Consider the following 23634-nt stretch of genomic DNA (forward strand, 5'->3'; position numbering starts at 1 on the left):
AGCGATGCGGGGGCTTACGGTCCATCGCGACGCCACCGGGGGGCCGGCGGCGTACTGATCACGCCTTGGCCTGCTCCATCAGCACCACGAAACGGTCGAACAACGGGCCGACATCGTGCGGGCCCGGCGACGCTTCCGGGTGGCCCTGGAACGAGAACGCCGGCACGTCGGTGCGGGCGATGCCCTGGTTGGTGCCATCGAACAGCGAACGGTGGGTCACGCGCAGGGTCGCCGGCAGGGTCGCTTCGTCGACCGCAAAGCCGTGGTTCTGCGAGGTGATCATCACGCGGCCGCTGTCCAGGTCCTGCACCGGGTGGTTGGCGCCATGGTGGCCGTGGCCCATCTTGATGGTCTTCGCGCCCGAGGCCAGGCCCAGCAGCTGATGGCCCAGGCAGATGCCGAAGGTCGGGATCTTCTGCTCGATGAAGGTCTTGATCGCTTCGATGGCGTAGTCGCACGGTTCCGGGTCACCCGGGCCGTTGGACAGGAACACGCCGTCCGGCTTCAGCGCCAGCACTTCGGCGGCCGGGGTCTGCGCTGGCACCACGGTGACCTCGCAGCCGCGCTCGGCCAGCATGCGCAGGATATTGGTCTTCACGCCGAAGTCGTAGGCCACCACCTTGTGCTTGGCCGGCACGCTGACAAAGGCGTTGGCATCCAGGTCCAGCTGGCCCTCGGTCCAGACGTAGGTCTTCTCGGTAGTGACGACCTTGGCCAGATCCATACCCTTCAGCCCCGGGAACTTGCGGGCGGCTTCCAGTGCCTTTTCCACGTCGATGTCACCGGCCATCAGCGCACCGTTCTGCGCGCCCTTCTCGCGCAGGATGCGGGTCAGCTTGCGGGTGTCGATGCCGGCGATGGCGACCACGCCACGCTGGATCAGCCAGTCCTGCAGCGACACCTGGCTGCGCCAGTTGCTGGGGCGGCGCGGCACATCGCGCACGATCAGGCCGGCCGACCACACCTTGGACGCTTCATCGTCCTGGTCGGTCATGCCGGTGTTACCGATGTGCGGATAGGTCAGCGTGACCATCTGCCGGGCGTAGGACGGGTCGGTCAACACTTCCTGGTAGCCGGTCATGGCGGTGTTGAACACCACCTCACCGACGGACAGGCCGGGCGCGCCTACGGATTCGCCCTCGAATACGGTGCCGTCTTCGAGGACGAGGATTGCGGCTTGGGTCACGGGAATCTCACTTTGGCTACCGAGGGGGCTGCCGAAGTCACGCCTGCGCTTCACGGAAATCCGGTTGCAAAAAAGCGCGGACGTACGGTCTGGGACCGGTCCGGCTTTCGTGATTCGGCGAGTGCGAATTGTAGCGGTGCCGGGGCCCGCGCGCCAGCGGTTATCGCGCTTCATGAACAGGCGATTGCGTATTCATTTCAATCCGGCGGCGTATGCGGGCCGGAGGCGGGGTCGGATCCTTTCCCGGATGGGAAAGGCTCTGACCCCAGGCGCCCCCGGGTGGGGGCAGAGCCCTTTCCACTGGAAAGGGATCCGACCCCCGGAATCAGCCCGCCTTACTGCAGCAGGTCCCGCACCCGATAGCTGCCCGGGGCCCGCCCCTGCAGCTGGCGGGCGGCGAACAGCGCGCCGCGGGCAAAGATGTCGCGGTTGGTGGCCCGGTGCACCAGCTCGATGCGCTCGCCCAGCCCGGTGAACTGCACCAGATGCTCGCCCACGATGTCGCCGGCACGCAGGCTGGCGTAATGCGGCTCCGCCCCACCCCGCTGCGCGGCCGCCCCCAGGGTCAGCGCGGTGCCCGACGGCGCGTCCTTCTTCTGGGTGTGGTGCGATTCGACCACATCGCAGTCCCAGCCAGCCAGCGCCTGCGCGGCGCGCTCGACCAGCTCGTCCAGCACCGCCACGCCCAGGCTGAAGTTGGAGGCCCAGACCAGCGGGATGGTCGTTGCCGCGGCTTCCAGCGCCTGGCGCTGACTGCTGGAGATGCCGGTGGTGCCTGAAACCAGGCCCGCACCCCGCTCCACGCACAGCGCCAGCAGCGGGTCGAAGCCCTCCGGCAGGCTGAAGTCGATCGCTACGTCGAACGCCGGCGCACCGGGCAGCTCGCTGGCAGCAAAGAACGGGACGCCGTCGACCACGCGCTGGGCCGGTGCACGGCCGGTCACCGCGGCCACGATCTGCAGGGTTTCGGGATGTTCGGCGGCCAGTCGCAGCAGGGCCTGGCCCATGCGCCCGGAAGCGCCATGAATGAGCAATCGCAGGGGAGTCTGGTTCATGCCCGCAGGCTAGCGGCAGCACACCCGCTCCGGCAAGCGCCATCGCTGCTACGCTGCATGCCCTTTCATGCAATGGATGGCAGTTCCACCATGCAGATCAGCGAACAGCTGGTGCTGGTCACCGGCGCCGGCCGCGGCCTTGGCCAGCACATCGCCCGCGCCTTCGCCGCACAGGGCGCCCGCGTCATCATCAACTATCACCGCAGCGAGGCCGTCGCACGTGCGCTGGCCAGCGAGCTGGGTGGCCAGGCGATCGCGCTGCCGGCCGATGTCACCGACCGCACCCAGGTCGATGCAATGCTGCAGCACGCGCTGGCACATTTCGGCCAGGGCGTCACCACCGTGGTCAATAACGCGCTGGCCGCCTTCTCGTTCAATGGCGACGCCCGCGACAACGCTGCCGACATCGGCTGGCCGGCCTTCCAGGCACAGTTCGAAGGCAGTGTGCGCGGTGCGCTGAACACCGTGCAGGCCGCCCTGCCCGGGATGCAGGCGCGCCGTTTCGGTCGCGTCATCAACATCGGCACCAACCTGTTCCAGAATCCGGTGGTGCCCTATCACGACTACACTGCCGCCAAGGCCGCGCTGCTGTCGCTGACCCGCACTCTGGCAGGCGACCTCGGCCCGCACGGCATCACCGTCAACATGCTGTCCGGCGGCCTGCTGCGCACCACCGATGCCAGCGCCGCCACGCCCGAAGCGGTATTCGACTACATCGCCGCCAATACACCACTGCGCAGCGTCACGACCCCGGCCGAGTTCGCCGATGCGGCGCTGTTCTTCGCCAGCCCCTGGTCGCGCGCGGTGACCGGCCAGAACCTGGTGGTGGACGGCGGGCTGGTGCGGGACTGAGCCGATGCGCATCTCCGAGGTCAGCCGCCTGACCGGGGCCAGCGCCAAGGCCATCCGCCTGTACGAGGCACGCGGACTGCTGCCACCGGTGCCACGACTGAACCGCTATCGCGACTACAGCGAACAGGACGTGGCCTGGGTGCAACTGATCCGCCAGGCGTTGGGGCTGGGCATCACCCTGGCCGCGATATCCGGCCTGCAGGGTCGCGATGGACGGCTCGACTGGCCTGCGGTACTGGCCTTGCTGGAACAGCAGCGCACCCGCATTGCCAGTGAGCGGGCGCGGCTGGAACAGGTCGACCTTGCCCTGCGGCAGGTCCGCGATGAACTGCAGCGATGGCTGCACTCCGGCGGCACTGATTGCGTCCTGCAACCCAGCGGCTGCCCCACCGGTGTTTGACTCTGCCCCTGGGGCAGACCGCACCCTCGCGCACTTTCCATTGCCCAAGGTTGCCGTGTCCCGCTCCATCCTGATCCTGCTGGGCCATCCCGACCGCGACAGCCTGTGCGGCGCCCTCGCCCAGCGCTACGCCACCGCCGCCGAGAACGCCGGCCATCGGGTGCGACTGATCGCACTTGGTGACCTTGAGTTCGATCCCGTGCTGCGCCATGGCTATCGCCAGATCCAGCCACTGGAAGCCGATCTGCAGGACGCCGCCGATGCGATCGAGGCCTGCGATCACCTGGTGCTGGTCTATCCCACCTGGTGGGGTGCGATGCCGGCGCTGCTGAAGGGCTTTTTCGATCGTGTGCTGTTGCCGGGGTACGCCTTCCGCTACCGGCGCGATTCGGTGTGGTGGGACCGATTGCTGGCCGGGCGCAGCGCGCGCGTGATCACCACGCTGGACACGCCGCCCTGGTACTACCGCTGGATCTACCGCGACCCGGGCATCACCCAGATCCGCGCCACCATCCTGGAGTTCTGCGGCATCCGCCCGGTGCGGGCCAGCCGGCTGGGGGCGGTGCGCAGCAGCAGCCCGGCGCAACGCAACAAATGGCTGGCACTGGCAGCGGAGCTGGGAGCGCGGGCCGGGTAGATCCGCAGCCATGGGTAAAGCGTGCGAACCAAGGTTCGCACCTACCTGGAAAGTTCGCACCTACCTGCGGCGCTCGTTGCGCGTGTCGCGTTTGCCAATTGACCCCAAGGCGCTGCACCTAAAGGCTGAGAGCCCTCTTCCGGCCCAGGCAAAGCCCATGAAATCCTCGACTGTCTTCAGCAAGTGCGCAAGGAAGACCGGCTTTGCCGGCACGTCGACGACCCGCTACCGCTTGCTGGATGCCGCCCTGCTTGTCGTGAATCACCAACGCGCCAGTGAAAGCCGGGGCTTCTATGTGAATGCCGGGCTCTACTTTCCAGAGCTGCTCGAGTATCCCCTTGCACCTGACGACCTTGAAACGGCTTTCAGGTACCGCTCCAGCATTCCCACGCCCCATGTCGACTGGCGGATCGAAGCGACGCCAGGCCTGCGCCGGGCCTTCATCCAGCAGGATCTTGATGATCTGCTGGAGGCCGGCAATCGCGATGCGATGAAAGGCCTGCTGCTCGGCGCCCTTGCCGACGTGGCGAGCTTCGCGACAACCCATGGAGACCGGGAGTCGGTGCGGCGATTGAATCAGGATGGAAGCTTCCGGGCAATCATCCGCAGGGAGGTCTGAACCCCGGAAAGCGTGCGAACCAAGGTTCGCACCCACCGGGCGAAGGCCTGCACCTACCGGCCGAAGGCTCGCACCTACCAAGGCAGAGTCAGTGCTGTTTGGGCGGCGGCGGTCCGCAGCTGTCGCAACCGCCACAGGCGCCACTGCCTCCGCTCGCTGGTGGCGCGATCTTTCGCCCCAGCGCCTGCATCCAGGCGGCGCGGCCCGGCTTCAGCAGGGCCAGCGCCAGCGCGCCACGCAGCTTGCGCACGGTGCCGGGGAACTGCTTCTTCAACACCACCCAGGCACTGACCAGCACGGCCACCGCAATGATCAGGTACTGCAGCAGCAGTCCGCCGTCCATCAGCCGCCCCCCAGCGCCTTGGTCACCTGGTAGGTGATCAGCGCCGCCACGTAGGCCGCAGCAAACAGGTAGAACGCCGAGAAGGCCATCGTCTTCCACGAATTGGTCTCGCGCTTGATGGTGGCCAGCGTCGAGATGCACATCGGGGCGTAGATGTACCAGACCAGCAGCGACAGCGCGGTGGCCAGCGACCAGCCGTCGCTGATCAGCGGGGTCAGTGCCTGGCTGGCGGCATCGTCATCGGCCGCCGACAGCGCGTACACGGTGGCCAGCGAAGACACCGCCACTTCGCGCGCGGCCAGGCCCGGAATCAGCGCGATGCAGATCTGCCAGTTGAAGCCCAGCGGCGCAAAGAACACCGCCATCGCATGGCCGATCTGGCCGGCGTAGCTGTAATCGATGGCCGGCATGGTGGCGCCGACCGGGGCCGCCGGGAACGACAGCAGCACCCACAGCAGGATGGTCAGCGCCAGGATGATGCCGCCGACGCGCTTGAGGAAGATCATGCCGCGCTCGTACAGGCCCACCGCCAGATCGCGCACATGCGGCAGGCGGTACGACGGCAGCTCCAGCATCAGCGGGTGCTCGCTCTTGTCGCGGCGCCACTTCTTCATGATCCACGACATCGCCAGCGCACTGAGGATGCCGGCCGCATACAGGCCGAACAGCACCAGGCCCTGCTGGTTGAACACGCCCCACACCGTCTTCTGCGGAATGAACGCGCCAATCAGCAGCGCATACACCGGCAGGCGCGCCGAGCAGGTCATCAGCGGCGCGACCAGGATCGTGGCCAGGCGGTCACGCGGGTCCTGGATGCTGCGCGTGGACATGATGCCCGGCACCGCGCAGGCGAAACTGGACAGCAGCGGGATGAACGAGCGACCGGACAGGCCTGCGGCCGCCATCATGCGGTCGAGCAGGAACGCCGCACGCGGCAGGTAGCCGGATTCCTCCAGCACCAGGATGAAGAAGAACAGGATCAGGATCTGCGGAAGGAACACCACCACGCCACCGACGCCGGCGATGATGCCATCGGTCAGCAGGCTGGCCAGCGGACCTTCGGGCAGCACGCTGCCGACAAAGGCACCAAGCCAGGCGAAACCGGCCTCGATACCGTCCATCAACGGTGTTGCCCAGGCGTACACCGCCTGGAAGATCAGGAACATCACCACCGCCAGGCTGATCAGGCCGAACACCGGGTGCAGCAGCCAGCGGTCCAGCGCGTCGTCGATCTTCGCAGTGCGCGCCGGCATGCGCACGGCCACCGACAGGATCTCGCGCACCTTGGCGTGGTAGTCGATGCCGCCCTCCGGGCCGGGCACCGGTGCGTCCAGGTGCGGCACCATCGCGTCGAGGCGCTCGACCAGGGCCTTGGCACCCTGCCTGCGTACCGCCACGGTCTCCACCACCGGCACGCCCAACTCGCGCTCCAGCGCGGCCACATCCACCTGGATGCCGCGGCGCTGGGCCGCATCGACCATGTTCAGCGCCACCACCATCGGCTTGCCCAGCTCGCGCAGTTCCAGCGCGAAACGCAGGTGCAGGCGAAGGTTGGTGGCATCGATCACGCACAGCAGCACGTCCGGTGCGGCTTCGCCCGGGTAGAAGCCCCGGCACAGATCACGGGTGATCGCCTCGTCCAGGCTGGCCGGATGCAGGCTGTAGGCGCCCGGCAGGTCAAGTACTGCGAATTCACGGCCAGACGGCGCGCGCAGGCGGCCTTCCTTGCGCTCGACGGTGACACCGGTGTAGTTGGCGACCTTCTGGCGGCTGCCGGTCAGCTGGTTGAACAGCGCGGTCTTGCCGCTGTTGGGGTTACCGACCAGCGCAATGCGCAGCGGTGCGGTAGAGGCTGCAGCGGTCATGCGCGACGCTCCTGGCGGTTGGCGTCGACCACGACGCGCTTGGCTTCACTGATCCGCAGCGCGAAGCGAGTGAACCCGACCTGCACCAGCAGCGGCTCGCCACCGACCGGGCCCTTGGCCACCAGGCGCACTTCCTCGCCCTTCACGAAACCCAGCTCGCGCAGGCGACGGGCGATGGCATCGTTGGCATGGAGGTCCTGCACGGACTCGACCACGGCCGAGGTGTGCAGCGGCAGTTCGGACAGCGTCATCTAGCGTATTCTCTGCTGGATGTAAATGGTTCTCGATTCTAACATTCCCGCGTCGCGTCATGGCCCATGACCAATGGCCCGCTATGATCCATACAGGTATGGAGTGACCCTGGAATCCCATGAACGATGCTTTGCAGATCGAGCGCAGTGGCGCCGTCCTCACCCTCTGGCTGAACCGGCCGGAGCTGCACAACGCCTTTGACGCCGGCCTGATAGCGCGGCTGACCGCCGCACTCGAAGCCGCCGGACGCGACAGCACGGTACGCGCGGTGGTGGTGGCCGGGCACGGTGCTTCATTCTCGGCCGGTGCCGACATGCAGTGGATGCGCGGTATGGCTGCCGCCAGCGAGGCCGACAACCGCGAGGACTCGCTGGCGCTGGCACGGCTGATGCGTACCCTGGACGAACTGCCCAAGCCGACCCTGGCCCGGGTCCACGGCGCGGCCTTTGGCGGTGGCGTCGGCCTGGTCGCCTGCTGCGACATCGCCATCGCCAGCAGCTCGGCCCGCTTCGGCCTGACTGAAAGCCGTCTCGGCCTGCTGCCGGCGGTGATCTCGCCCTATGTGATCGAGGCCATCGGCCCGCGCCAGGCCCGTCGCTGGTTCGCCACCGGCGAGCATTTCGACGCCGAGACCGCGCTGCGCATCGGCCTGGTCCACCAGCTGGTCGAGCCGGAACGCCTGGACGAGGCTGTGCAGCGCCAGCTGGCCCTGCTCGACAAGGCCGGCCCGATCGCCTCGTCGTCAGCGAAACAGCTGGTGCGGCAGGTCCGCGACAGCCATGACCGCGATGCCCTGGATCGCGATAATGCCGCCCTGATCGCGCGCCTGCGGGTGTCCGCCGAGGGCCAGGAGGGCCTGGGCGCCTTCCTCGACAAGCGCGCCCCCCATTGGGTCACGGAAGCCTGAACATGCTCGATCATCTTGGTTTGACCAGCGCCGACCTGGCGCGCAGCAAGACCTTCTTCCTGCAGGCACTGGCACCGCTGCAGATCGGCGTGGTGATGGAAGTCACCGCCGAACAGACCGGCGCCCACGACCACATCGGCTTCGGCAGCGACGGCAAGCCGTTCTTCTGGCTTGGCAATGGCGGCACCGCCAGCCACGGCGTGCACGTGGCCTTCGCCTGCGCCAGCCGCGCGCAGGTGGACGCCTTCCATGCCGCCGCGCTCGCCGCCGGTGGCCGCGATAACGGTGCCCCGGGCCTGCGCCCGTGGTACCACCCGGATTACTACGGCGCCTTCGTGCTCGACCCTGATGGCAACAACATCGAAGCGGTCTGCCATCGCCCCGTCAGCGAGGTGGCCGCATGAGCGACCACGTCCGCATCGTCGAGGTCGGCCCGCGTGACGGCCTGCAGAACGAAAAGCAGTCGGTCTCCACCGCCGACAAGATCGAACTGATCAACCGCCTGTCGGCCACTGGCCTGCGCAGCATCGAGGCGACCAGCTTCGTCAGCCCAAAGTGGGTCCCGCAGCTGGCCGACGCCGCCGAGGTCTATGCCGGCATCCAGCGCCGGCCGGGCATCCACTACCCGGTGCTGGTCCCGAACGAACAGGGTTACGACCGCGCCCGTGCGGTGGGCGTGGAGGAAGTGGCGGTGTTCACCGCCGCGTCCGAAGCCTTCAACCGCACCAACACCAATGCCGGCATCGACGAGTCGCTGGCCCGCTTCGAGCCGATCCTGCGCCGCGCCGCCGCCGATGGCGTGCGCGTACGTGGCTACGTCTCCACCGTGCTCGGCTGCCCTTATCAGGGCGAGGTACCGCTGGCCGACGTGGTGCGCGTGGCACGCGCCCTGCACCAGATGGGCTGTTACGAAATCTCGCTGGGCGACACCATCGGCGTCGGCACCCCGCGCAAGGCACGGGCGATGCTGCAGGCGGTCGCTGCCGAGATCCCGATGGAGGCGCTGGCCGTGCATTTCCACGACACCTACGGCCAGGCCATCGCCAACATCGCCACCTGCCTGGAAGAAGGCGTGCGCGTGGTCGACAGCGCCGTGTCCGGCGCCGGTGGCTGCCCGTATGCGAAGGGCGCCAGCGGCAATGTCGCCAGCGAAGACGTGGTCTACCTGCTGCAGGGCCTGGGCCTGGACAGCGGCGTGGACCTGCCGGCACTGGCCGAGACCGGCCGCTGGCTGGCCGGCCTGCTCGGCCGCGCCACTGCCAGCCGCACCGGGCAGGCGCTGGCAACGGCCGGTTGACCACCGCACTGCGCCGCCCCGCAAAGGCGGCGCAGTGCACAACAGCGGCGGTCGCGGCTTCCGTTAGAATCGGCGGTTCTCGAACCTGCAGGACCGTTCAATGCAGCTGTCTTCCGTACGTGCCGTGATCACTGGCGGCGTCTCCGGCCTCGGCCTGGCCGTGGCCCAGCACCTCGTCGCCCAGGGCGGCAAGGTGGCCCTGTTCGACCTCAACGACGACAAGGGTGCTGCCGCCGTTGCCGGGCTGGGTGCCGACAAGGCCCGCTATTTCAACGTCAACGTCAGCGATGAGGCAGCCGTGGCTGCGGCCATCGACCAGGCCCACGACTTCCTGGGTGGCCTGAACGTCGCGATGAACTGCGCCGGCATCCTCGGTGCCGGCCGCGTACTCGGCAAGGAGGGCCCGATGCCGCTTGCCGGCTTCCAGGGCACAGTGATGGTGAACCTGGTCGGCAGCTTCAACATCGCCAAGGCTGCGGCCAACCGCATGCAGCACAACGAAGCCGGCGTGGACGGCGAGCGCGGCGTGATCATCAACACCGCCAGCATCGCTGCCTACGAAGGCCAGATCGGCCAGGCCGCGTATGCCGCCAGCAAGGGCGGCGTGGTGTCGATGACGCTGCCGATGGCGCGCGAACTGTCGCGCTTCGGCATCCGCGTCAATACTATCGCCCCGGGCGTGTTCTGGACACCGATGGTCGACGGCATGCCCGAAGCCGTGCAGCAATCGCTGGCCGCCTCGATCCCGTTCCCGTCGCGCCTGGGCAAGCCGGAAGACTTCGCCGGCCTGGTCGGCTTCATCCTCGGCAACACCTACCTCAACGGCGAGACCATCCGCCTGGACGGCGCTACCCGGCTCGCTCCGAAGTGATTCCCCCCGGGCGCCGGGACGGCGCCCTCCCCCAACGACCTAGATCACCATGAAAGCCAACGACATCAAGAAGGGCAACGTCGTCGAGTACAACAACGGCGTGTACCAGATCCGCGACATCGAGCGCAGCTCGCCGCAGGGTCGCGGCGGCAACGTCCGCTTCCGCTTCATCATGTACAGCGTGCCGGGCGGCAACAAGCTCGACGCCAGCTTCGATGCCGACGACAACCTGGTCGAGGTCGAACTGCTGCGCCGCCAGTCCACCTATTCGTACAAGGACGGCGATGCGTTCGTGTTCCTCGATGACGAGGACTACACCCCCTACACCCTGGACGCGGACGTGATCGGCGACGACGCCGGCTACATCACCGACGGCCTGACCGGCATCTACGTGCAGGTGATCGACGAGCAGCCGGTGGCGATCCAGCTGCCGGCCTCGGTGGTGCTGGAAGTGATCGAGACGCCGCCGGAATTGAAGGGTGGCACTGCCACCAAGCGCCCGAAGCCGGCCAAGCTCAACACCGGCATCGAAATCATGGTGCCGGAGTACATCGTCAACGGCGAGCGCGTGCTGGTGAACACCGCCACCGGCGAATTCGCTGGCCGTGCCGACTAAGCGCCTTGCGCTGATCGGTTGCCTGTCCCTGCTTGCGGCGTGTTCGCCGCAGGCAACGGACAGCACGGCCGATGCACTGCGAGGGCCGCGAGAAGATCTTCGCCGGCTTGGTCGCGCGCCATCGCGGTGACTGTGCGATCCGCAAAGCGCTGATCGGGATCAACAGCCGCTATGACCTGGACTTCGATCTCGACCTGAAGCCCTGCGGGGCTGACCCCTCGTGATGTAGAGCCGAGCGTGGGCTCGGCTCTACAGATGCCTTACAGCTGCTTCGCGCCGAAGTTGCCGCAACCGTGATACTGGCGGGTGCCGATGGTCAGGTTCACCTTGGCATCGAACGCCTCGCCACTCATGTCGTCCTGGCAGGTAGTACGCTGGAAGCTGAGCTTGACGTCGGTGCCATCGGACGCCTTGCCGCTCCAGCCGTCAGCACCTTCGGTGGGCTTGGCGACGTCGAAGCGACGCTCGCCATAGTCGACTTCCACTTGAAGACCGGGCGTGTCGCCGTCAACGATGGCCAGCCAGCCCGGCTCGTTGCCGGTGGCACGGAACGCGGCATTGCCGGCGCTGCCATCGCCCTCGGTGGCTTCCACCGCATGGCACTCGCGGTCGGCCTCACCCTTCAGGCTCAGCAGGCCGTCATCGCTGCCCTTGGTCCAGAAGGTGTTGCCCTGGCCATCACCGTACTTGGCGCCGGAAGCCGCACGCTCGGAGGTCATGGCGAAGGTACGGTCGCCGATCACCACCGTGGCCGCATCCTCGCCATTGAAGGTCGCGCGCACGTCCAGATCGCCACAGCGATAGGTGGTCTCGCTACCGACACTGGCGCCGGTACTGGCACCTGGCTGAGGAGCAGCCGGTTCGGGGTTGCTGCTGCCCGCGACGGGCGGCTGGGCCGGCTGGCACGCGGCCAGCACCAACCCCAGGGAGGCTGCCAACAGACTGGGAACTACACGCATGGCTCGACTCCTTGTCGACACTACATAGATGTTCGACCCTACCACCTGCCGGTGAGCGGGGCCTGAAAGCGGCCTGACCGCGTTCATGCGGCCAGCACCGCCATCGACAGCAACTGTGCGCCGCTGCCGCCGGAACTGCAGGTCCAGACCCGCAGCAGGCGCAGTTTCAGCTCGCGCTCCTGGCCCTGCTCACGCACCGACAAGCGCACGTCGCTGGACAGCAGCGCCAAGCGGCCACACAGCAGCGTTTCCGTCGCGCAGGACTGCAGGCCATGCACCTGCAGGCGGCCGCCCAGCCACTCGCGCAACCACGGCAGGTCGAGCATGCGCCCACCCTGCCCGTCCATCATGAACAAGGCCGGCGATACCAGCGCGGTCAGCGCATCGTGATCATCGCCCAACAGCGCTTCGCACAGGCGCTGCTCCAGCGCCCTCAATTGCAGTTCATGCAGATCGTCAACGATGTTCCGTTCCATCCACGGATCCTTCCGGCGTCGGCCGGCGTCTGTGCAGGCGCTGCGCGATCCACTGCCGCGCGCCCTGCACCACTACATAGAAGACCGGCACGAAGAACACCGCCAGCACGGTCGCGCTGACCATGCCGCCGAACACGCCGGTCCCGATCGCCTGCTGGGTTTCCTTCGATGCGCCCTGCGCCAGCATCAGCGGCACCACGCCCAGCGCGAACGCCAGCGAGGTCATCACGATCGGCCGCAGGCGCAGCCGTGCCGCCTCCAGCGCCGCTTCCACCAGGCCCCGGCCCTGCTGCTGCAGCTGGCGTGCGAACTCGACGATGAGGATCGCGTTCTTCGCCGACAGCCCGATCACCGTGATCATGCCGACCTTGAAGAACACGTCGTTGGGCATGTCGCGCAGCAACACCGCCACGACCGCACCAAGCAGGCCCAGCGGTACCACCAGCATCACCGCCAGCGGAATCGACCAGCTCTCGTACAGCGCCGCCAGCACCAGGAACACCACCAGCATCGACAGCAGCAACAGCCACGGCGCCTGTGCGCCGGATTCGCGTTCCTGCAGCGACTGGCTGGTCCATTGCAGGGCGAAGCCGGACGGCAGCTGCCTGGCCAGGCGCTCCATTTCCGCCATCGCCTGGCCGGTGGAAACACCGGATGCCGGTGCACCGGACAGGTTCAGCGCCGGGAAACCGAGATAGCGCTGCAGCTGCAGCGGTGCCTCGGTCCAGTGCGGGGTCACCAGCTCGGACAACGCCACCATGCCGCCTTCGCTGTTGCGCACATAGAGCTTCAGCACGTCCTCCAGTTCCATCCGGTGCGAGGCGTCGGCCTGCAGGATCACCTGCTGCAGCCGTCCCTTGTTGGGGAAGTCGTTGACGTACTGCGAGCCCATCGCTGCCGACAGCGTGCTGCTGATATCGGCGAAACCCACGCCCATCGCCTCGGCCTTGGCCCGATCGATGTCCAGCCGCACGCTGGTGCCGGCCGGCAGGCCATCGGCATGCACCTCCGACAGCAGCGGGCTGGCCTCGGCCAGTTTCAGCAGCCGCTGCAGGGCCGCGCGCAGCTCTGCCTGGCCCTGCCCGGTGCGCGCCTGCAGCGCCAGCGAGAAGCCGGACGAACGCCCCAGGCTGTCGATGGCCGGCGGCATCACGCTCATCACCTCGCCCTCGGCAATCGTCGCCATCGCCTTCTGCGCGGCCTCCACTTCGCCGGCTGCGGTGGCCCCTGCACGCTCGCCCCAGTCCTTCAGCATGGTATAGGTCAGTGCCGCGCTCGGGCCGGAACCGGAGAAGCTGTAGCCGAGGATCGACTGGTTGGAGCCAATGCCCGGGCGTGACGCCACATGCTGTTCGTAGGCTTCGACCACGGCCAGCGTGCGCTCGGCGGTGGCTTCGGCCGGCAGCTGGATCGAGGTCATGAAATAGCCCTGGTCTTCTTCTGGCAGGAACGCACCCGGCAACCAGTGCAGGCCCAGCAGCAGTGCCACCACCAGTGCGGCGAACACGCCCATCACCCGCCCACTGCGCTGCAGCACCGAAGCCACGCCACGCTGGTAGCGCCCGGTCATTCTCTCGAAGCCACGATTGAAGGCACCAAACAGCCCGCCACGACCATGGTGGCCATGGGTGTTCGGGCGCAGCAGCGTCGCGCACAACGCCGGCGTCAGGCTCAACGCGAGCAGCGCCGAGAACAGGATCGACACCGCCATCGCCACGGTGAACTGACGGTAGATCGCGCCCACCGAGCCACTGGCCAAGGCCATCGGGATGAACACGGCGGTCAGCACCAGGGTGATGCCGATCACCGCACCGGTCAGCTCGCGCATCGCCTTGATGGTCGCCTCGCGCGGCGGCAGGCCTTCCTCGGCCATGATCCGCTCCACGCCCTCGACCACCACGATCGCGTCGTCGACGATGATGCCGATCGCCAGCACCATGCCGAACATGGTCAGCACGTTGATCGAGAAGCCCAGCGCCAGCATCACCGCGAAGGTGCCGAGCAGCGCGATCGGCGCGACCAGCGCCGGGATCAGCGTGTAGCGCCAGTTCTGCAGGAACAGGTACATCACCGCGAACACCAGCAGCATCGCTTCCAGCAGCGTCTGCACCACCTTCTGGATCGAGATCTTGACGAACGGCGCGGTGTCGAACGGAATGCTCGACTGCACGCCACGCGGCAGCAGCGGCGCCAGCTCGGCCATGCGCTCGCGCACCGCCGAGGCGGTCCGTACTGCGTTGGCTCCGGGGCGCAGCTGCACGCCGACCGCCGTCGCCGGATGGCCGTCCTCGCGGGTGCCCCAGGCGTAGCTCTGCGCACCCAGCTCGATGCGGGCGACGTCACCCAGCAGCACTCGCGAACCATCGGCGCCGGCACGCAGCACGATCGCCGCGAACTGTTCCGGCGTGGACAGCTGGCCGTCGGCGCTGAGCGGCACGGTGATGCGCTGGCCTGGCACGCCCGGCGAATCACCGATGCGCCCTGGCGAGATCTCCAGGTTCTGCTGCTCGATGGCGCTGGCCACATCACCCATGGTCAGCCCGTAGCCGGTCAACCGGGTCGGGTCCAGCCACACCCGCATCGCCTGCTCGGCACCGAACAGCTGCACACGGCCGACGCCATCGATGCGCCGCAGCTCTTCGATGATGTTGCGCGCCATGAAGTCACCCAGCGCTGCCTCACTCACGCTGGCATCCGGCGAACGCAGGCCGACCAGCATCAGGAAGCCGGAATCGGCAGCCTCCACGAACAGGCCGTTCTGTCGCACGCTGCGCGGCAGGCGCGGCTCGATCGCCTTGATCCGGTTCTGCACGTCCACCTGCGCCAGCTCCGGATTGGTGCCGGGCTTGAACGTGGCGGTGATCGAGGCCTCACCGGAGGTATCCACCGACGATTCGAAGTACAGCAGGTGCTTGACGCTGGACAGCTCGCGCTCGATCAGGCCGACCACCGCGTCATTCAGCGTCTGCGGGCTCGCACCCGGGTAGCTGGCGTAGATGCTGACGCTGGGCGGCGCAACCGCCGGATAGCGTTCCACCGCCAGCCGCGGGATCGCCAGCACACCGGCCAGGATGATGAAGATCGCCAGTACCCAGGCGAACACCGGGCGATCGATGAAGAAACGTGCCATGTTGGATTTTTCCTGGAGGGGCTGGCCCGGGACAGGCTCAGCCCTTGCTGCCGGCCTGCACCGCACCGGCGCCGGCGACCGGCATCCGCCAGTCGCGCGCATCGACCACCACGCCTTCCTGCAGGCGCTCCTGGCCCTCGACCACCACCTTCTCGCCGGCCTTCAGGCCATGCCTCACCAGCCACTGGCGATCAACGCTACCGTCGACCTCCAGCGTGCGGATCACTGCCTTGCCATCGCCACCGATCACCCAGGCGTACGCCTGGCCGCCAGCACTGCGCAACACCGCCTGCTGCGGCACGGTCAATGCACTGGCCGGCGCGCCACGCGGCACCCGGGCACGCACATACATCCCGGGCAGCAACTGACGATCCGGGTTGTCGACCAGGATGCGGAGGATCACGTCACCGGTGCGCGCGTCGACGTTTATGCCGGAGAACAGCAGCTGTCCGCGCTCAGGCATCGGCTTGCCGGCGGCGCCGATGATGGTCACCGGCAACTCGCCGCCACCGGCGGCGCTGCGCTGCAGCGATTCAAGCTGGGCCGCCGGCTGGCGCACATCGACGTAGACCTGGTCGATCTGCTGTACCACCGCCATCGGCTCGGCATCGGCCACGCCGACCAGCGCACCTTCGGTCACCAGCGCCTGGTCGATGCGGCCGGCAATCGGCGCGCTGACCGTCGCATAGCGCAGGTCCAGCTGCCGGCGGGAGAGGATCGCGCGCGCTTCGTTGACGGCGGCACGGGCCTGTTCGTACTCGGCACTGGCATCGTCGCGGTGCTGCTGGCTGACGGCCTGTGCGGCGGCCAGTGCCTGCAGGCGCTGCGACTGCACGCGGCTGCGGCCCAGTGCCGCCTCGCTGCGCTGCAGCGCGGCCAATGCCGAATCGACGTCGGCCTTGAACGCGGCCGGATCGATCTGGAACAGCGCCTCGCCGGCGCTGACTTCCGCGCCCTGGTCGAACAGCCGGCGTTGCACGATGCCGCCCACCTGGGCGCGGATCTGCGCGGTACGTACCGCGGCCACGCGGCCGGGCAGCTCGTCGTCACGCTGCACCACCTGCGGGCCGACAGTGACCACGCTGACGCGCGGTGCGGCTTCGGGCGTGGCGTCGGGAGAGGAACAGGCCGTCATGGCCAGGGCGAGGGCCGCGATCAACGCGACCGGAGTCCTGAAGGTTCTCATTGTTGTGCACAATGCCGCGCAGGCGGCTGATAGGTTCTGAAGCGTGCAGTCTGCGTGGCGATGATGGGGTTTCGATGGAGGAACTGTGGAGATACGATGGAGGCAAGCACCTTAAGGCCCCGCCCCCCGCATGCAAGCCTCCCCTGCCCTCGCCGCCCTCGTCCTGATCGTTGAGGATGAGGGCGAGATCGCCGACATTCTCACCGCCTACCTCGAACGCGAAGGACTGCGCACGCTCCGTGCCGCCGATGGCCACAGTGCGCTGGACCTGCATCGCAGCGCCCGCCCCGACCTGGTCCTGCTCGATGTGCAGCTGCCGCGCCTGGATGGATGGAGCGTGTTGACCCAGCTGCGCCAGCGCGGCGAGACGCCAGTGATAATGCTGACTGCACTGGACCAGGACCTGGACAAGCTGACCGCGCTGCGCATGGGCGCCGACGACTATGTGGTCAAGCCGTTCAATCCCGCCGAAGTGGCGGCGCGCGTGCGTGCCGTGCTGCGGCGTACGCTGCGCACCTCGCGCGTGGACGCGCCCACCGCACTGCGCGTGGGCCCGCTGCTGATCGATTCGGCCACCCATGCCGTGCACGTCGAGGGCGAAGGCTACAGCCACGAGGTGCTGCTCACGCTCACCGAGTTCAAGCTGCTGCACTGCATGGCGCTGGCGCCGACCCGCATTTTCAGCCGCAGCGAATTGATGCACGAATGCCTGCCGGAAAGCGAGGCGCTGGAGCGCACGGTCGACAGCCATGTCAGCAAGCTGCGCCGCAAGCTGGATGAAGTTGGCATGGTCAACGTTCCTGCCAGCGTGCGCGGTGTCGGCTACCGGTTGATGGCCGACCGCTGATGGCCCGACTGCGCCGCTCCGGGCTCAGCCGCCACATCATCGTTTCGATGTCGCTGATGGTGATCGGCGTCATCGTGATGATGATCCTGTCGTCTTGGCTGCTGTATGCAGTGCTGGTCGAATTCTTCCCCGGCACTACCGATGAGCCGGAAAGCTGGCTGCCGACCGGCCCCGAACTGGCATGGATGGTCGGCGTGATCCTGACTGGCCTTGCACTGGCCATCGCCGCCTCGTTCCGTCTTGCCCACCGCATCCTGTCACCGTTGAATTCACTGGTCGACAGCGTGCGCGCGCTCGCGGGCGGCGACCTCGGCGCGCGCGCCAGCGTCGAGGAAAACTCGCCGGGCGAAGTGGCCACCCTGGTCGAGGATTTCAATGCGATGGCGCGCCGCCTGCAGCACATGGAGAGCGAACGTTCGATGTGGCATGCGGCCATCGCCCATGAGCTGCGGACACCAGTGACGATCCTGCGCGGCCGCCTGCAAGGGTTGGCCGAAGGAGTCTTCCAGCCAGACGAATCCCAGTTCCGCAGCCTGCTTGCCCAGGTCGAAGGCCTGTCGCGCCTGATCGAAGATCTGCGCGTGCTGAGCCTGTCCGACAATGCACGGCTGGATGTACGCCGCGCGCGCACCGACGTAGTGGCCGAGGTGCATTCGGTGATGACCCTGGTCGACCCCCAGTTCCGCGCTGCCGGCTTCGTGCTGGAACTGGAAACCAGCCGCGAGGAGCACACCGCCCATTGCGATCCGACCCGGCTGCGCCAGGCATTGCTGGCACTGCTGGAGAACGCGCGCCGCTACGCCAGCCCGGGCAAGGTGCGGATTGCTGTGCACGACACGCCCGGCCATGTGCAGGTGGCGATCGAGGACGAGGGCCCGGGCATCGACCCGGCCTTGCACGCCGATATCTTCACCCCGTTCATGCGCGCCGATGGCTCGCGCTCACGCCAGGGCGGCGGCAGCGGGCTGGGTCTGGCGGTGGTCAAGGCCATCGCAGACGCGCACGGCGGCCGCGTCTACTGCTCGCCGGGCAGTGCCGGCGGCAGCCGTTTCGTCATCGAACTGCCGCGCCAGTAGCCGGTGCAGCGGCCTGTTCGCGCAGATGCGCGCCAAGCCTGGCCAGGTTGGCATCGATCGCATCCATCTCATCGCGTTGCTTCACCGGCAGCTGCTGACGCAGCTGCACGCGCAGCGCCTGCCACGCCGGTACCGCCTGTGCGCTGGCGGTGGACACGGCCTCGGTCAGCACCGCCTGTTCGTCGGCCAGCGGCAGCCCGTAGCCGGCATCCCGCAGCAGCGTTCCTGGGCGCAACCATTGCCCGCTCTGCTCCAGCAACCCACGCAGGCTGCGGGTTTCTGCGCTGTCGGGCGCGGCCAGCAACCGGCGCTTGAGCACGTCACGTGCGCGCAGCTCGGCACGCCGCCGTGCGGCCTGTTCCAGCAGCAGCAGGCCGGCGCTGGCGCGCAGGTCGCCCTTCAGCAACCACGGTGCCCGTTGCTGTGCAGGCAGCTTCAACCAGCCGCGTACATCACGTGCGGGCAATGCCAGCCGGGCTGCCGCCACGCCGAACAACTGCTGGTAGTGGTCGCGTGCCGAGGCGAAGTAGTAACCCTGCGCCTGTGCTGAATCGCGATCAGCCAGCACCTGCTCATCCAGTACCTGCAGCCGCGACAGCCGCCGCTTCAACCCACGCGGGCTGAGCTGGGCCAGGCCTGCCTCGCCCAACCTCGGCACGCCGGCCTGCAACAGCTTTGCGGTTTCCACCGCGCAGTTGTTGCTGACGAAGTAGTAGCGCCCGTCGTAGCTCCAGTGCACCTGTGCTGTGCGCTCAAGCAGGCTGGCGATCTCGCTGCGCTCCAACTGCAACGGCAGCGATTGCAACCCGCGCAGCTCGACCTTGGTGTACTCGTCCACAACCTGCTGCAGCGGAAGCACGAACAGCCGCGAGGGATAACCGCCGGTCAGCCCACGCCAGTTGGAAATCTGCACGTCACCGACGAACGCACGGAACGACAGTACCCGGTGGTACTCCAGGTCCAGGCGACAGTCCGGCCCCGGCGCACGGTCAGGCCGGCAGATCACCAACCGAAGCATGCTGTGGCCCCAGCGGCTCATCGGCTGGGCACTGCCTTCGGCAAACAGGTAATCCACCGCGTAGACGCGCGCCGGGTCAAGTTGCAGCAGCGATGCAGCGCCCTCTTCCGGTTCGGCCTGCAGCAACGGCATTGTCGTAGAGCAGTGCGGCTGAGGCAGCGAAGGCGGCGCTCCAAAATGCGCCTGGTACCACTGCGCCAGCGCCGGTCGCCGGCAGGCGAACTCACTGTCGAGCACGAAATGCTCGGCGTTCACCGCCAGATACTCGGCCGGACTTTTCAGTTCATAGACATCCGGACTACGGTCACGGAAGTCGTTGTCGCCACGGCCGAGGTGCCACGGCTTGCGCTGCCACCCCGCCAGGTCCCGCCAACGCGCACTGCGCGACCAGTTCGCGCCACTGCGGTCGGCAACATGGGTCAGCTCGTGTACCAGCGCACTGCGGCGCGCACGGCGGGCGCCGGGCATGCCGTCATCCAGCAACTCGCGGCGCAGCGCGATGTGACCGGCGAAGGTTCGGCCGTGCACGTCATCCGGCAGGTCATCGCGCCAGGCCACCCGTACCTGCGCAGGCAAGGCGTGCAGCAGGCCTTGCGGCAACAGCGACTGCACGTCGGCCAGGGTCTGGAGGGCGAGCTGCTGCTGCGCCGGGTCGAGACCGGCAGGGTCCAGCTGCAGGCGGTCAGCGGCATATGCCGCGGGAATGCCCAGCCACGCCAATGCGACAAGCCACCCGCGTTTCGGTGGCGCCGGGCGATGCCCGGCGGCATTCAACACGGGTGTCATGCGGCCCGGATCAACGCGCCAGCAGGGTGCGGGCCAGTTCCAGGTCGCTCTGCTGCTGTGCGGCGGTGCTCTGCTCGCGCAGGTGGACCAGCGCCGCCTGCAGGCGGGCGCCACGGATCTGGCCGTCGCTGGCGACGAACGCAGCCGCATCGTCGCGCGCAGCCAGTACCACCTTGTCATCGCCCGAGCTGCTGCCCGACGAACCGGAGGACGCACCGGTGGCCGAGCCGGCCGAAGTGCCAGCGAAGCTGGAAGCGAAGCCGGCCAGCGGCAGGGACAGCAGGGCAAGCAGCAGAAGCGGACGGGTCATCGGTTCGAAGCCGGTTGTGAGAATGCGTGGAGCGTAACGGGTACGTGAAGGATTTGCCCGTCTCAGGCGCCGAACAGCTTGCCGGGATTCAGCCGCGCTTGGGGATCGAACGCGCGTTTGACCGCCTTCATCAGCGCGATCTCAGCCGGCCCGCGGGTGCTGTCCAGGTAGCCCTTCTTGACCAGACCGATACCGTGCTCGGCCGAGATGCTGCCATCGAAGCGGGCCAGCACCTGTGCCAGCAGCTTGGTTACGTGCTCGCATTGCGCCACGAAATCAGCGTCACTGGTGTCGTCGGGTTTGAGCACATTGATGTGCAGATTGCCGTCACCGATATGGCCGAACCAGACCACGTCGAAATGCGGATAGGCCTGCCCGATCAGCGCCTGGGTCTCGGCCAGGAACGCCGGCATCGCCGAGATCCGCACTGAAACGTCGTTCTTGTAGGGTTTGTAGCGCGCCAGCGATTCGGTGATGCCCTCGCGCAGGCGCCACAGCTGCGCGGCCTGGGCGTCGCTGGCACTGATCACGCCGTCGCTGACCCAGCCATTACCCATGCAGTCCTCGAAGGCCGCCATCGCCGCCGCTTCCTGAGCCTCGTCGCCGGCCGCGAACTCGGTCACCACGTAATACGGGTGCACTTGGTCGAACGGCGCCTGTGCGCCATGTGCCAGCACGTGCTCCAGTGCCCGGTCGGTGAAGAACTCGAAGGCCTGCAGCTGCAGGCGCGCGCGGAACGCGGCAAATACCTGCATCAGCACGTCGAAGCTGGGCAGTGCCAACAGCATCACGTTGCTGGCCGGCGGAGGGTCGGTCAGCTTCACCGTCGCCTCGACGATCACGCCCAGCGTGCCTTCCGAGCCGATCAGCAGCTGGCGGAAGTCATAGCCGCTGGAGTTCTTGATCAGGCCCTTGTTGAGCTCCAGCAACTCGCCATCAGCCGTGACCACCTTCAGCCCGGCGATCCACTCGCGGGTGTTGCCGTAGCGGATCACGCGGATGCCGCCGGCATTGGTGGCGATGTTGCCGCCGATCGTGCAGGACCCGCGCGCGGCAAAATCCACCGGGTAGATCAGGCCGTGGTCCAGCGCGGCGTTGTGCACGGCTTCCAGCGGCATGCCGGCCTGCACTACCAGGGTGCGATCGACCGCGTCGTAGGCCAGCGCCTTGTTCATCCGTTCCAGGCTGAGCACCAGCTCGCCGTTGGCGGCCACCGCGCCGCCCGACAGGCCGGTGCGGCCACCCGACGGCACCACCGCCACGTCTTCGGCTGCACTCCAACGCATCACCGCCCGCACTTCCTCGACCGTGGCCGGCAGCGCGATAGCCAGCGGCGCCGGCGTCCAGCGCCGTGTCCAGTCGCGCCCGTAATGTTCCAGGTCGGCCGGGTCGGTCTTCAGCTTCAGGCCGGGACAGGCCTGCTGCAGCGAGGCAATGCGGGAATCGGTCATGACGGTCCAGCGCGGTGCGTGAAGAACGGGCAAGCGTGCCAGTGGCACGCGCCAGCGTCCAGCCCCCGCAGCCGTGCAGATAGCTACGGATGCAACCAATTGCGCACTGCACCATGGGCGACACGATCTGGCATAGTGGTCAGCCCCTGTCCCACTGGCCGTGTTGCCCCATGTCGCCGAAGAAGACCTCGTTCCCGAAGCAGGATATCCGTGTGCTGTTGCTGGAGGGGGTCAGCCAGACCGCCGTGGAGGTGTTCAGCGCCGCCGGCTACAGCCAGATCGAAGCGCACACCAAGGCGCTGCCCGAGGACGAACTGAAGGCACGCATCGCCGAGGCGCACATCGTCGGCATCCGCTCGCGCACCCAGCTCAGCGCCGAAGTGCTGGCCGAGGCCAAGCGTCTGATCGCGGTGGGCTGCTTCTGCATCGGCACCAACCAGGTCGACCTGGACGCGGCCGAACTGGCCGGCATCCCGGTGTTCAACGCACCCTACTCCAACACCCGCAGCGTGGCCGAACTGGTGATCGCCGAGGCGATCATGCTGACCCGCGGCATTCCGCAGAAGAACGCCGAATGCCATCGCGGCGGCTGGTCGAAGTCGGCCAGCGGCAGCCATGAGGTGCGCGGCAAGACACTGGGCATCATCGGCTATGGCCACATCGGCACCCAGGTGGGTGTGCTGGCCGAATCGCTGGGCATGCAGGTGATCTTCCACGACGTGGAAACCAAGCTGTCACTGGGCAATGCCCGTGCGGCCGCCAGCCTGGACGACCTGCTGGCACGCGCCGACATCGTCACCCTGCATGTGCCGGAAACCCCGTCCACACAGTGGATGATCGGCAGCACCGAGCTGGCGAAGATGCGCAAGGGCACGCACCTGATCAACGCCGCGCGCGGCACCGTGGTCGACATCGATGCGCTGGATGCAGCCCTGGCCAGCGGCCACCTCGGCGGCGCAGCGCTGGACGTGTTCCCGGTCGAGCCGAAGGGCAATGGCGATATCTTCGAATCGTCACTGACCCGCCACGACAACGTGATCCTGACTCCGCACGTGGGTGGCAGCACGCTGGAAGCACAGGACAACATCGGCATTGAAGTAGCGGCCAAGCTGGTGCGCTACAGCGACAACGGCAGCACCCTGTCGGCGGTCAACTTCCCGGAAGTGACCCTGCCCGAGCACGCCGATAGCCTGCGCCTGCTGCACATCCACCAGAACGTGCCGGGCGTGCTGTCCAAGGTCAACGAGATCTTCTCGCGCCACAACGTCAACATCGACGGCCAGTTCCTGCGCACCGACCCGAAGGTGGGCTACGTGGTGATCGATATCACCGCCAGCGAGGAACAGGCTGCTGCGGTGCGCGACGAGCTGGCCGCGATTCCGGGTACGCTGCGCACGCGCATCCTGTATTGACGCGGATCCCGCCGTGCACTTGTAGCAACTGTCTTGTCAGGCGGAGGCCATCTGGGCCTCCGCATCCCTTTTGCGGGCGTTGA

General features: G+C 67.5%; 25 protein-coding genes. 13 read left to right on the top strand and 12 right to left on the bottom strand.

The genetic code is table 11. The features are described 5' to 3' along the window. Positions 1-58: 58 nt before the first annotated feature. Together carA and dapB are read right to left on the bottom strand one after the other, a co-directional pair. Positions 59-1186 carry a glutamine-hydrolyzing carbamoyl-phosphate synthase small subunit gene (gene carA / locus AC13GA_RS19245; RefSeq protein ID WP_046985659.1) on the bottom strand — a complete coding sequence of 376 codons (1128 nt, stop codon included), beginning with the start codon at positions 1184-1186 and terminating at the stop codon, positions 59-61. Positions 1187-1521: 335 nt separating this feature from the next. Further along, a complete protein-coding gene (gene dapB, locus AC13GA_RS19250) occupies positions 1522-2241 on the bottom strand; it encodes a 4-hydroxy-tetrahydrodipicolinate reductase (protein ID WP_253079143.1) in 720 nt (239 codons plus the stop codon). A 90-nt stretch (positions 2242-2331) separates the two neighbouring features. On the opposite strand from dapB, the gene AC13GA_RS19255 reads away from it, so the two are divergent. From AC13GA_RS19255 to AC13GA_RS19270, 4 genes are all read left to right on the top strand, one after another. Further along, a complete protein-coding gene (locus tag AC13GA_RS19255) occupies positions 2332-3093 on the top strand; it encodes a 3-oxoacyl-ACP reductase (RefSeq protein ID WP_482998769.1) in 762 nt (253 codons plus the stop codon). Between the two features lie 4 nt (positions 3094-3097). Further along, positions 3098-3493 carry a MerR family transcriptional regulator gene (locus tag AC13GA_RS19260; RefSeq protein WP_046985657.1) on the top strand — a complete coding sequence of 132 codons (396 nt, stop codon included), beginning with the start codon at positions 3098-3100 and terminating at the stop codon, positions 3491-3493. Positions 3494-3548: 55 nt separating this feature from the next. Next, positions 3549-4130, top strand: coding sequence for an NAD(P)H-dependent oxidoreductase (locus AC13GA_RS19265; RefSeq protein ID WP_136639662.1), 582 nt, complete (start codon positions 3549-3551; stop codon positions 4128-4130). A gap of 157 nt (positions 4131-4287) precedes the next feature. Next, a complete protein-coding gene (locus AC13GA_RS19270; RefSeq protein WP_482998770.1) occupies positions 4288-4749 on the top strand; it encodes a DUF4304 domain-containing protein in 462 nt (153 codons plus the stop codon). A gap of 88 nt (positions 4750-4837) precedes the next feature. Here AC13GA_RS19270 and AC13GA_RS19275 read toward each other — a convergent pair whose 3' ends face one another. Genes AC13GA_RS19275 through AC13GA_RS19285 form a run of 3 tightly spaced genes read right to left on the bottom strand, consistent with a single transcriptional unit; the run spans position 4838 to position 7208 of the window. Further along, the gene (locus AC13GA_RS19275) at positions 4838-5092 is read right to left on the bottom strand and encodes a DUF6587 family protein (protein ID WP_482998771.1); all 255 of its coding nucleotides are present in this window, start codon (positions 5090-5092) and stop codon (positions 4838-4840) included. Next, positions 5092-6957, bottom strand: a complete 1866-nt coding sequence (gene feoB / locus AC13GA_RS19280) for a ferrous iron transporter B (RefSeq protein ID WP_136639664.1) — start codon at positions 6955-6957, stop codon at positions 5092-5094. Before feoB ends, AC13GA_RS19275 begins: the two co-directional genes overlap by 1 nt. After that, a complete protein-coding gene (locus tag AC13GA_RS19285) occupies positions 6954-7208 on the bottom strand; it encodes a FeoA family protein (protein WP_046985653.1) in 255 nt (84 codons plus the stop codon). The genes feoB and AC13GA_RS19285 overlap by 4 nt, the downstream gene beginning before the upstream one ends. Positions 7209-7327: 119 nt before the next feature. On the opposite strand from AC13GA_RS19285, the gene AC13GA_RS19290 reads away from it, so the two are divergent. The 6 genes from AC13GA_RS19290 (at position 7328) to AC13GA_RS19315 (ending at position 11124) form a co-directional block, all read left to right on the top strand. Next, a complete protein-coding gene (locus AC13GA_RS19290) occupies positions 7328-8116 on the top strand; it encodes an enoyl-CoA hydratase/isomerase family protein (protein ID WP_046985652.1) in 789 nt (262 codons plus the stop codon). A 2-nt stretch (positions 8117-8118) separates the two neighbouring features. After that, positions 8119-8520, top strand: a complete 402-nt coding sequence (locus AC13GA_RS19295; protein ID WP_046985651.1) for a VOC family protein — start codon at positions 8119-8121, stop codon at positions 8518-8520. After that, positions 8517-9413 carry a hydroxymethylglutaryl-CoA lyase gene (locus tag AC13GA_RS19300; protein WP_482998772.1) on the top strand — a complete coding sequence of 299 codons (897 nt, stop codon included), beginning with the start codon at positions 8517-8519 and terminating at the stop codon, positions 9411-9413. Before AC13GA_RS19295 ends, AC13GA_RS19300 begins: the two co-directional genes overlap by 4 nt. A gap of 100 nt (positions 9414-9513) precedes the next feature. Then, a complete protein-coding gene (locus AC13GA_RS19305) occupies positions 9514-10284 on the top strand; it encodes an SDR family oxidoreductase (RefSeq protein WP_136639666.1) in 771 nt (256 codons plus the stop codon). Between the two features lie 49 nt (positions 10285-10333). Beyond that, positions 10334-10900 carry an elongation factor P-like protein YeiP gene (gene yeiP / locus AC13GA_RS19310; protein WP_005409468.1) on the top strand — a complete coding sequence of 189 codons (567 nt, stop codon included), beginning with the start codon at positions 10334-10336 and terminating at the stop codon, positions 10898-10900. A gap of 71 nt (positions 10901-10971) precedes the next feature. Then, complete coding sequence (locus AC13GA_RS19315; RefSeq protein WP_482998773.1) at positions 10972-11124, top strand: hypothetical protein; 153 nt, start codon at positions 10972-10974, stop codon at positions 11122-11124. 36 nt (positions 11125-11160) lie between these two features. Here the strand turns inward: AC13GA_RS19315 and AC13GA_RS19320 are convergent, their stop codons facing one another. From AC13GA_RS19320 to AC13GA_RS19335, 4 genes are all read right to left on the bottom strand, one after another. Continuing rightward, a complete protein-coding gene (locus AC13GA_RS19320) occupies positions 11161-11859 on the bottom strand; it encodes a COG3650 family protein (RefSeq protein WP_447781361.1) in 699 nt (232 codons plus the stop codon). A gap of 83 nt (positions 11860-11942) precedes the next feature. Next, positions 11943-12335: a nuclear transport factor 2 family protein gene (locus AC13GA_RS19325; protein ID WP_046985646.1), complete on the bottom strand. Its 393-nt coding sequence runs from the start codon at positions 12333-12335 to the stop codon at positions 11943-11945. Further along, on the bottom strand, positions 12316-15465 hold the full coding sequence (locus AC13GA_RS19330) for a multidrug efflux RND transporter permease subunit (RefSeq protein WP_482998774.1): 3150 nt from the start codon (positions 15463-15465) through the stop codon (positions 12316-12318). Before AC13GA_RS19330 ends, AC13GA_RS19325 begins: the two co-directional genes overlap by 20 nt. Before the next feature lie 37 nt (positions 15466-15502). Further along, positions 15503-16651, bottom strand: coding sequence for an efflux RND transporter periplasmic adaptor subunit (locus tag AC13GA_RS19335; RefSeq protein ID WP_482998775.1), 1149 nt, complete (start codon positions 16649-16651; stop codon positions 15503-15505). 130 nt (positions 16652-16781) lie between these two features. On the opposite strand from AC13GA_RS19335, the gene AC13GA_RS19340 reads away from it, so the two are divergent. Together AC13GA_RS19340 and AC13GA_RS19345 are read left to right on the top strand one after the other, a co-directional pair. Then, positions 16782-17498, top strand: a complete 717-nt coding sequence (locus tag AC13GA_RS19340; protein WP_136639671.1) for a response regulator — start codon at positions 16782-16784, stop codon at positions 17496-17498. Next, positions 17498-18574: an ATP-binding protein gene (locus tag AC13GA_RS19345; RefSeq protein WP_046983722.1), complete on the top strand. Its 1077-nt coding sequence runs from the start codon at positions 17498-17500 to the stop codon at positions 18572-18574. The genes AC13GA_RS19340 and AC13GA_RS19345 overlap by 1 nt, the downstream gene beginning before the upstream one ends. Here AC13GA_RS19345 and AC13GA_RS19350 read toward each other — a convergent pair. The 3 genes from AC13GA_RS19350 to AC13GA_RS19360 all read right to left on the bottom strand — a co-directional run bounded on the left by AC13GA_RS19350 (position 18552) and on the right by AC13GA_RS19360 (position 22139). Then, positions 18552-20378: a DUF7844 domain-containing protein gene (locus AC13GA_RS19350; protein WP_482998776.1), complete on the bottom strand. Its 1827-nt coding sequence runs from the start codon at positions 20376-20378 to the stop codon at positions 18552-18554. The genes AC13GA_RS19345 and AC13GA_RS19350 overlap by 23 nt on opposite strands. A 10-nt stretch (positions 20379-20388) precedes the next feature. Then, entirely contained in the window at positions 20389-20688 is a 300-nt protein-coding gene (locus AC13GA_RS19355) for a DUF2388 domain-containing protein (protein WP_046983720.1), read from the bottom strand. A gap of 62 nt (positions 20689-20750) precedes the next feature. Next, positions 20751-22139: an FAD-binding oxidoreductase gene (locus AC13GA_RS19360; RefSeq protein WP_482998777.1), complete on the bottom strand. Its 1389-nt coding sequence runs from the start codon at positions 22137-22139 to the stop codon at positions 20751-20753. Positions 22140-22309: 170 nt separating this feature from the next. Between AC13GA_RS19360 and serA the strand changes: the two genes are divergently transcribed. Further along, positions 22310-23551: a phosphoglycerate dehydrogenase gene (serA, locus tag AC13GA_RS19365; protein WP_482998778.1), complete on the top strand. Its 1242-nt coding sequence runs from the start codon at positions 22310-22312 to the stop codon at positions 23549-23551. Positions 23552-23634 lie beyond the last annotated feature (83 nt).

It is taken from the genome of Stenotrophomonas sp. 22DLJC03 (assembly GCF_056861405.1).

Bases quoted from the DNA above. Each gene is read 5' to 3' on its own strand.
- AC13GA_RS19275 (WP_482998771.1), bottom strand. From the start codon at position 5,092: ATGGACGGCGGACTGCTGCTGCAGTACCTGATCATTGCGGTGGCCGTG.
- feoB (WP_136639664.1), bottom strand. From the start codon at position 6,957: ATGACCGCTGCAGCCTCTACCGCACCGCTGCGCATTGCGCTGGTCGGT.
- AC13GA_RS19330 (WP_482998774.1), bottom strand. From the start codon at position 15,465: ATGGCACGTTTCTTCATCGATCGCCCGGTGTTCGCCTGGGTACTGGCG.
- AC13GA_RS19305 (WP_136639666.1), top strand. From the start codon at position 9,514: ATGCAGCTGTCTTCCGTACGTGCCGTGATCACTGGCGGCGTCTCCGGC.
- AC13GA_RS19270 (WP_482998770.1), top strand. From the start codon at position 4,288: ATGAAATCCTCGACTGTCTTCAGCAAGTGCGCAAGGAAGACCGGCTTT.
- AC13GA_RS19355 (WP_046983720.1), bottom strand. From the start codon at position 20,688: ATGACCCGTCCGCTTCTGCTGCTTGCCCTGCTGTCCCTGCCGCTGGCC.
- AC13GA_RS19320 (WP_447781361.1), bottom strand. From the start codon at position 11,859: ATGCGTGTAGTTCCCAGTCTGTTGGCAGCCTCCCTGGGGTTGGTGCTG.
- AC13GA_RS19315 (WP_482998773.1), top strand. From the start codon at position 10,972: ATGCACTGCGAGGGCCGCGAGAAGATCTTCGCCGGCTTGGTCGCGCGC.
- AC13GA_RS19300 (WP_482998772.1), top strand. From the start codon at position 8,517: ATGAGCGACCACGTCCGCATCGTCGAGGTCGGCCCGCGTGACGGCCTG.
- AC13GA_RS19345 (WP_046983722.1), top strand. From the start codon at position 17,498: ATGGCCCGACTGCGCCGCTCCGGGCTCAGCCGCCACATCATCGTTTCG.
- AC13GA_RS19350 (WP_482998776.1), bottom strand. From the start codon at position 20,378: ATGACACCCGTGTTGAATGCCGCCGGGCATCGCCCGGCGCCACCGAAA.
- AC13GA_RS19340 (WP_136639671.1), top strand. From the start codon at position 16,782: ATGCAAGCCTCCCCTGCCCTCGCCGCCCTCGTCCTGATCGTTGAGGAT.
- AC13GA_RS19260 (WP_046985657.1), top strand. From the start codon at position 3,098: ATGCGCATCTCCGAGGTCAGCCGCCTGACCGGGGCCAGCGCCAAGGCC.
- AC13GA_RS19335 (WP_482998775.1), bottom strand. From the start codon at position 16,651: ATGAGAACCTTCAGGACTCCGGTCGCGTTGATCGCGGCCCTCGCCCTG.
- AC13GA_RS19285 (WP_046985653.1), bottom strand. From the start codon at position 7,208: ATGACGCTGTCCGAACTGCCGCTGCACACCTCGGCCGTGGTCGAGTCC.
- AC13GA_RS19290 (WP_046985652.1), top strand. From the start codon at position 7,328: ATGAACGATGCTTTGCAGATCGAGCGCAGTGGCGCCGTCCTCACCCTC.
- dapB (WP_253079143.1), bottom strand. From the start codon at position 2,241: ATGAACCAGACTCCCCTGCGATTGCTCATTCATGGCGCTTCCGGGCGC.
- AC13GA_RS19325 (WP_046985646.1), bottom strand. From the start codon at position 12,335: ATGGAACGGAACATCGTTGACGATCTGCATGAACTGCAATTGAGGGCG.
- AC13GA_RS19255 (WP_482998769.1), top strand. From the start codon at position 2,332: ATGCAGATCAGCGAACAGCTGGTGCTGGTCACCGGCGCCGGCCGCGGC.
- AC13GA_RS19295 (WP_046985651.1), top strand. From the start codon at position 8,119: ATGCTCGATCATCTTGGTTTGACCAGCGCCGACCTGGCGCGCAGCAAG.
- serA (WP_482998778.1), top strand. From the start codon at position 22,310: ATGTCGCCGAAGAAGACCTCGTTCCCGAAGCAGGATATCCGTGTGCTG.
- AC13GA_RS19360 (WP_482998777.1), bottom strand. From the start codon at position 22,139: ATGACCGATTCCCGCATTGCCTCGCTGCAGCAGGCCTGTCCCGGCCTG.
- yeiP (WP_005409468.1), top strand. From the start codon at position 10,334: ATGAAAGCCAACGACATCAAGAAGGGCAACGTCGTCGAGTACAACAAC.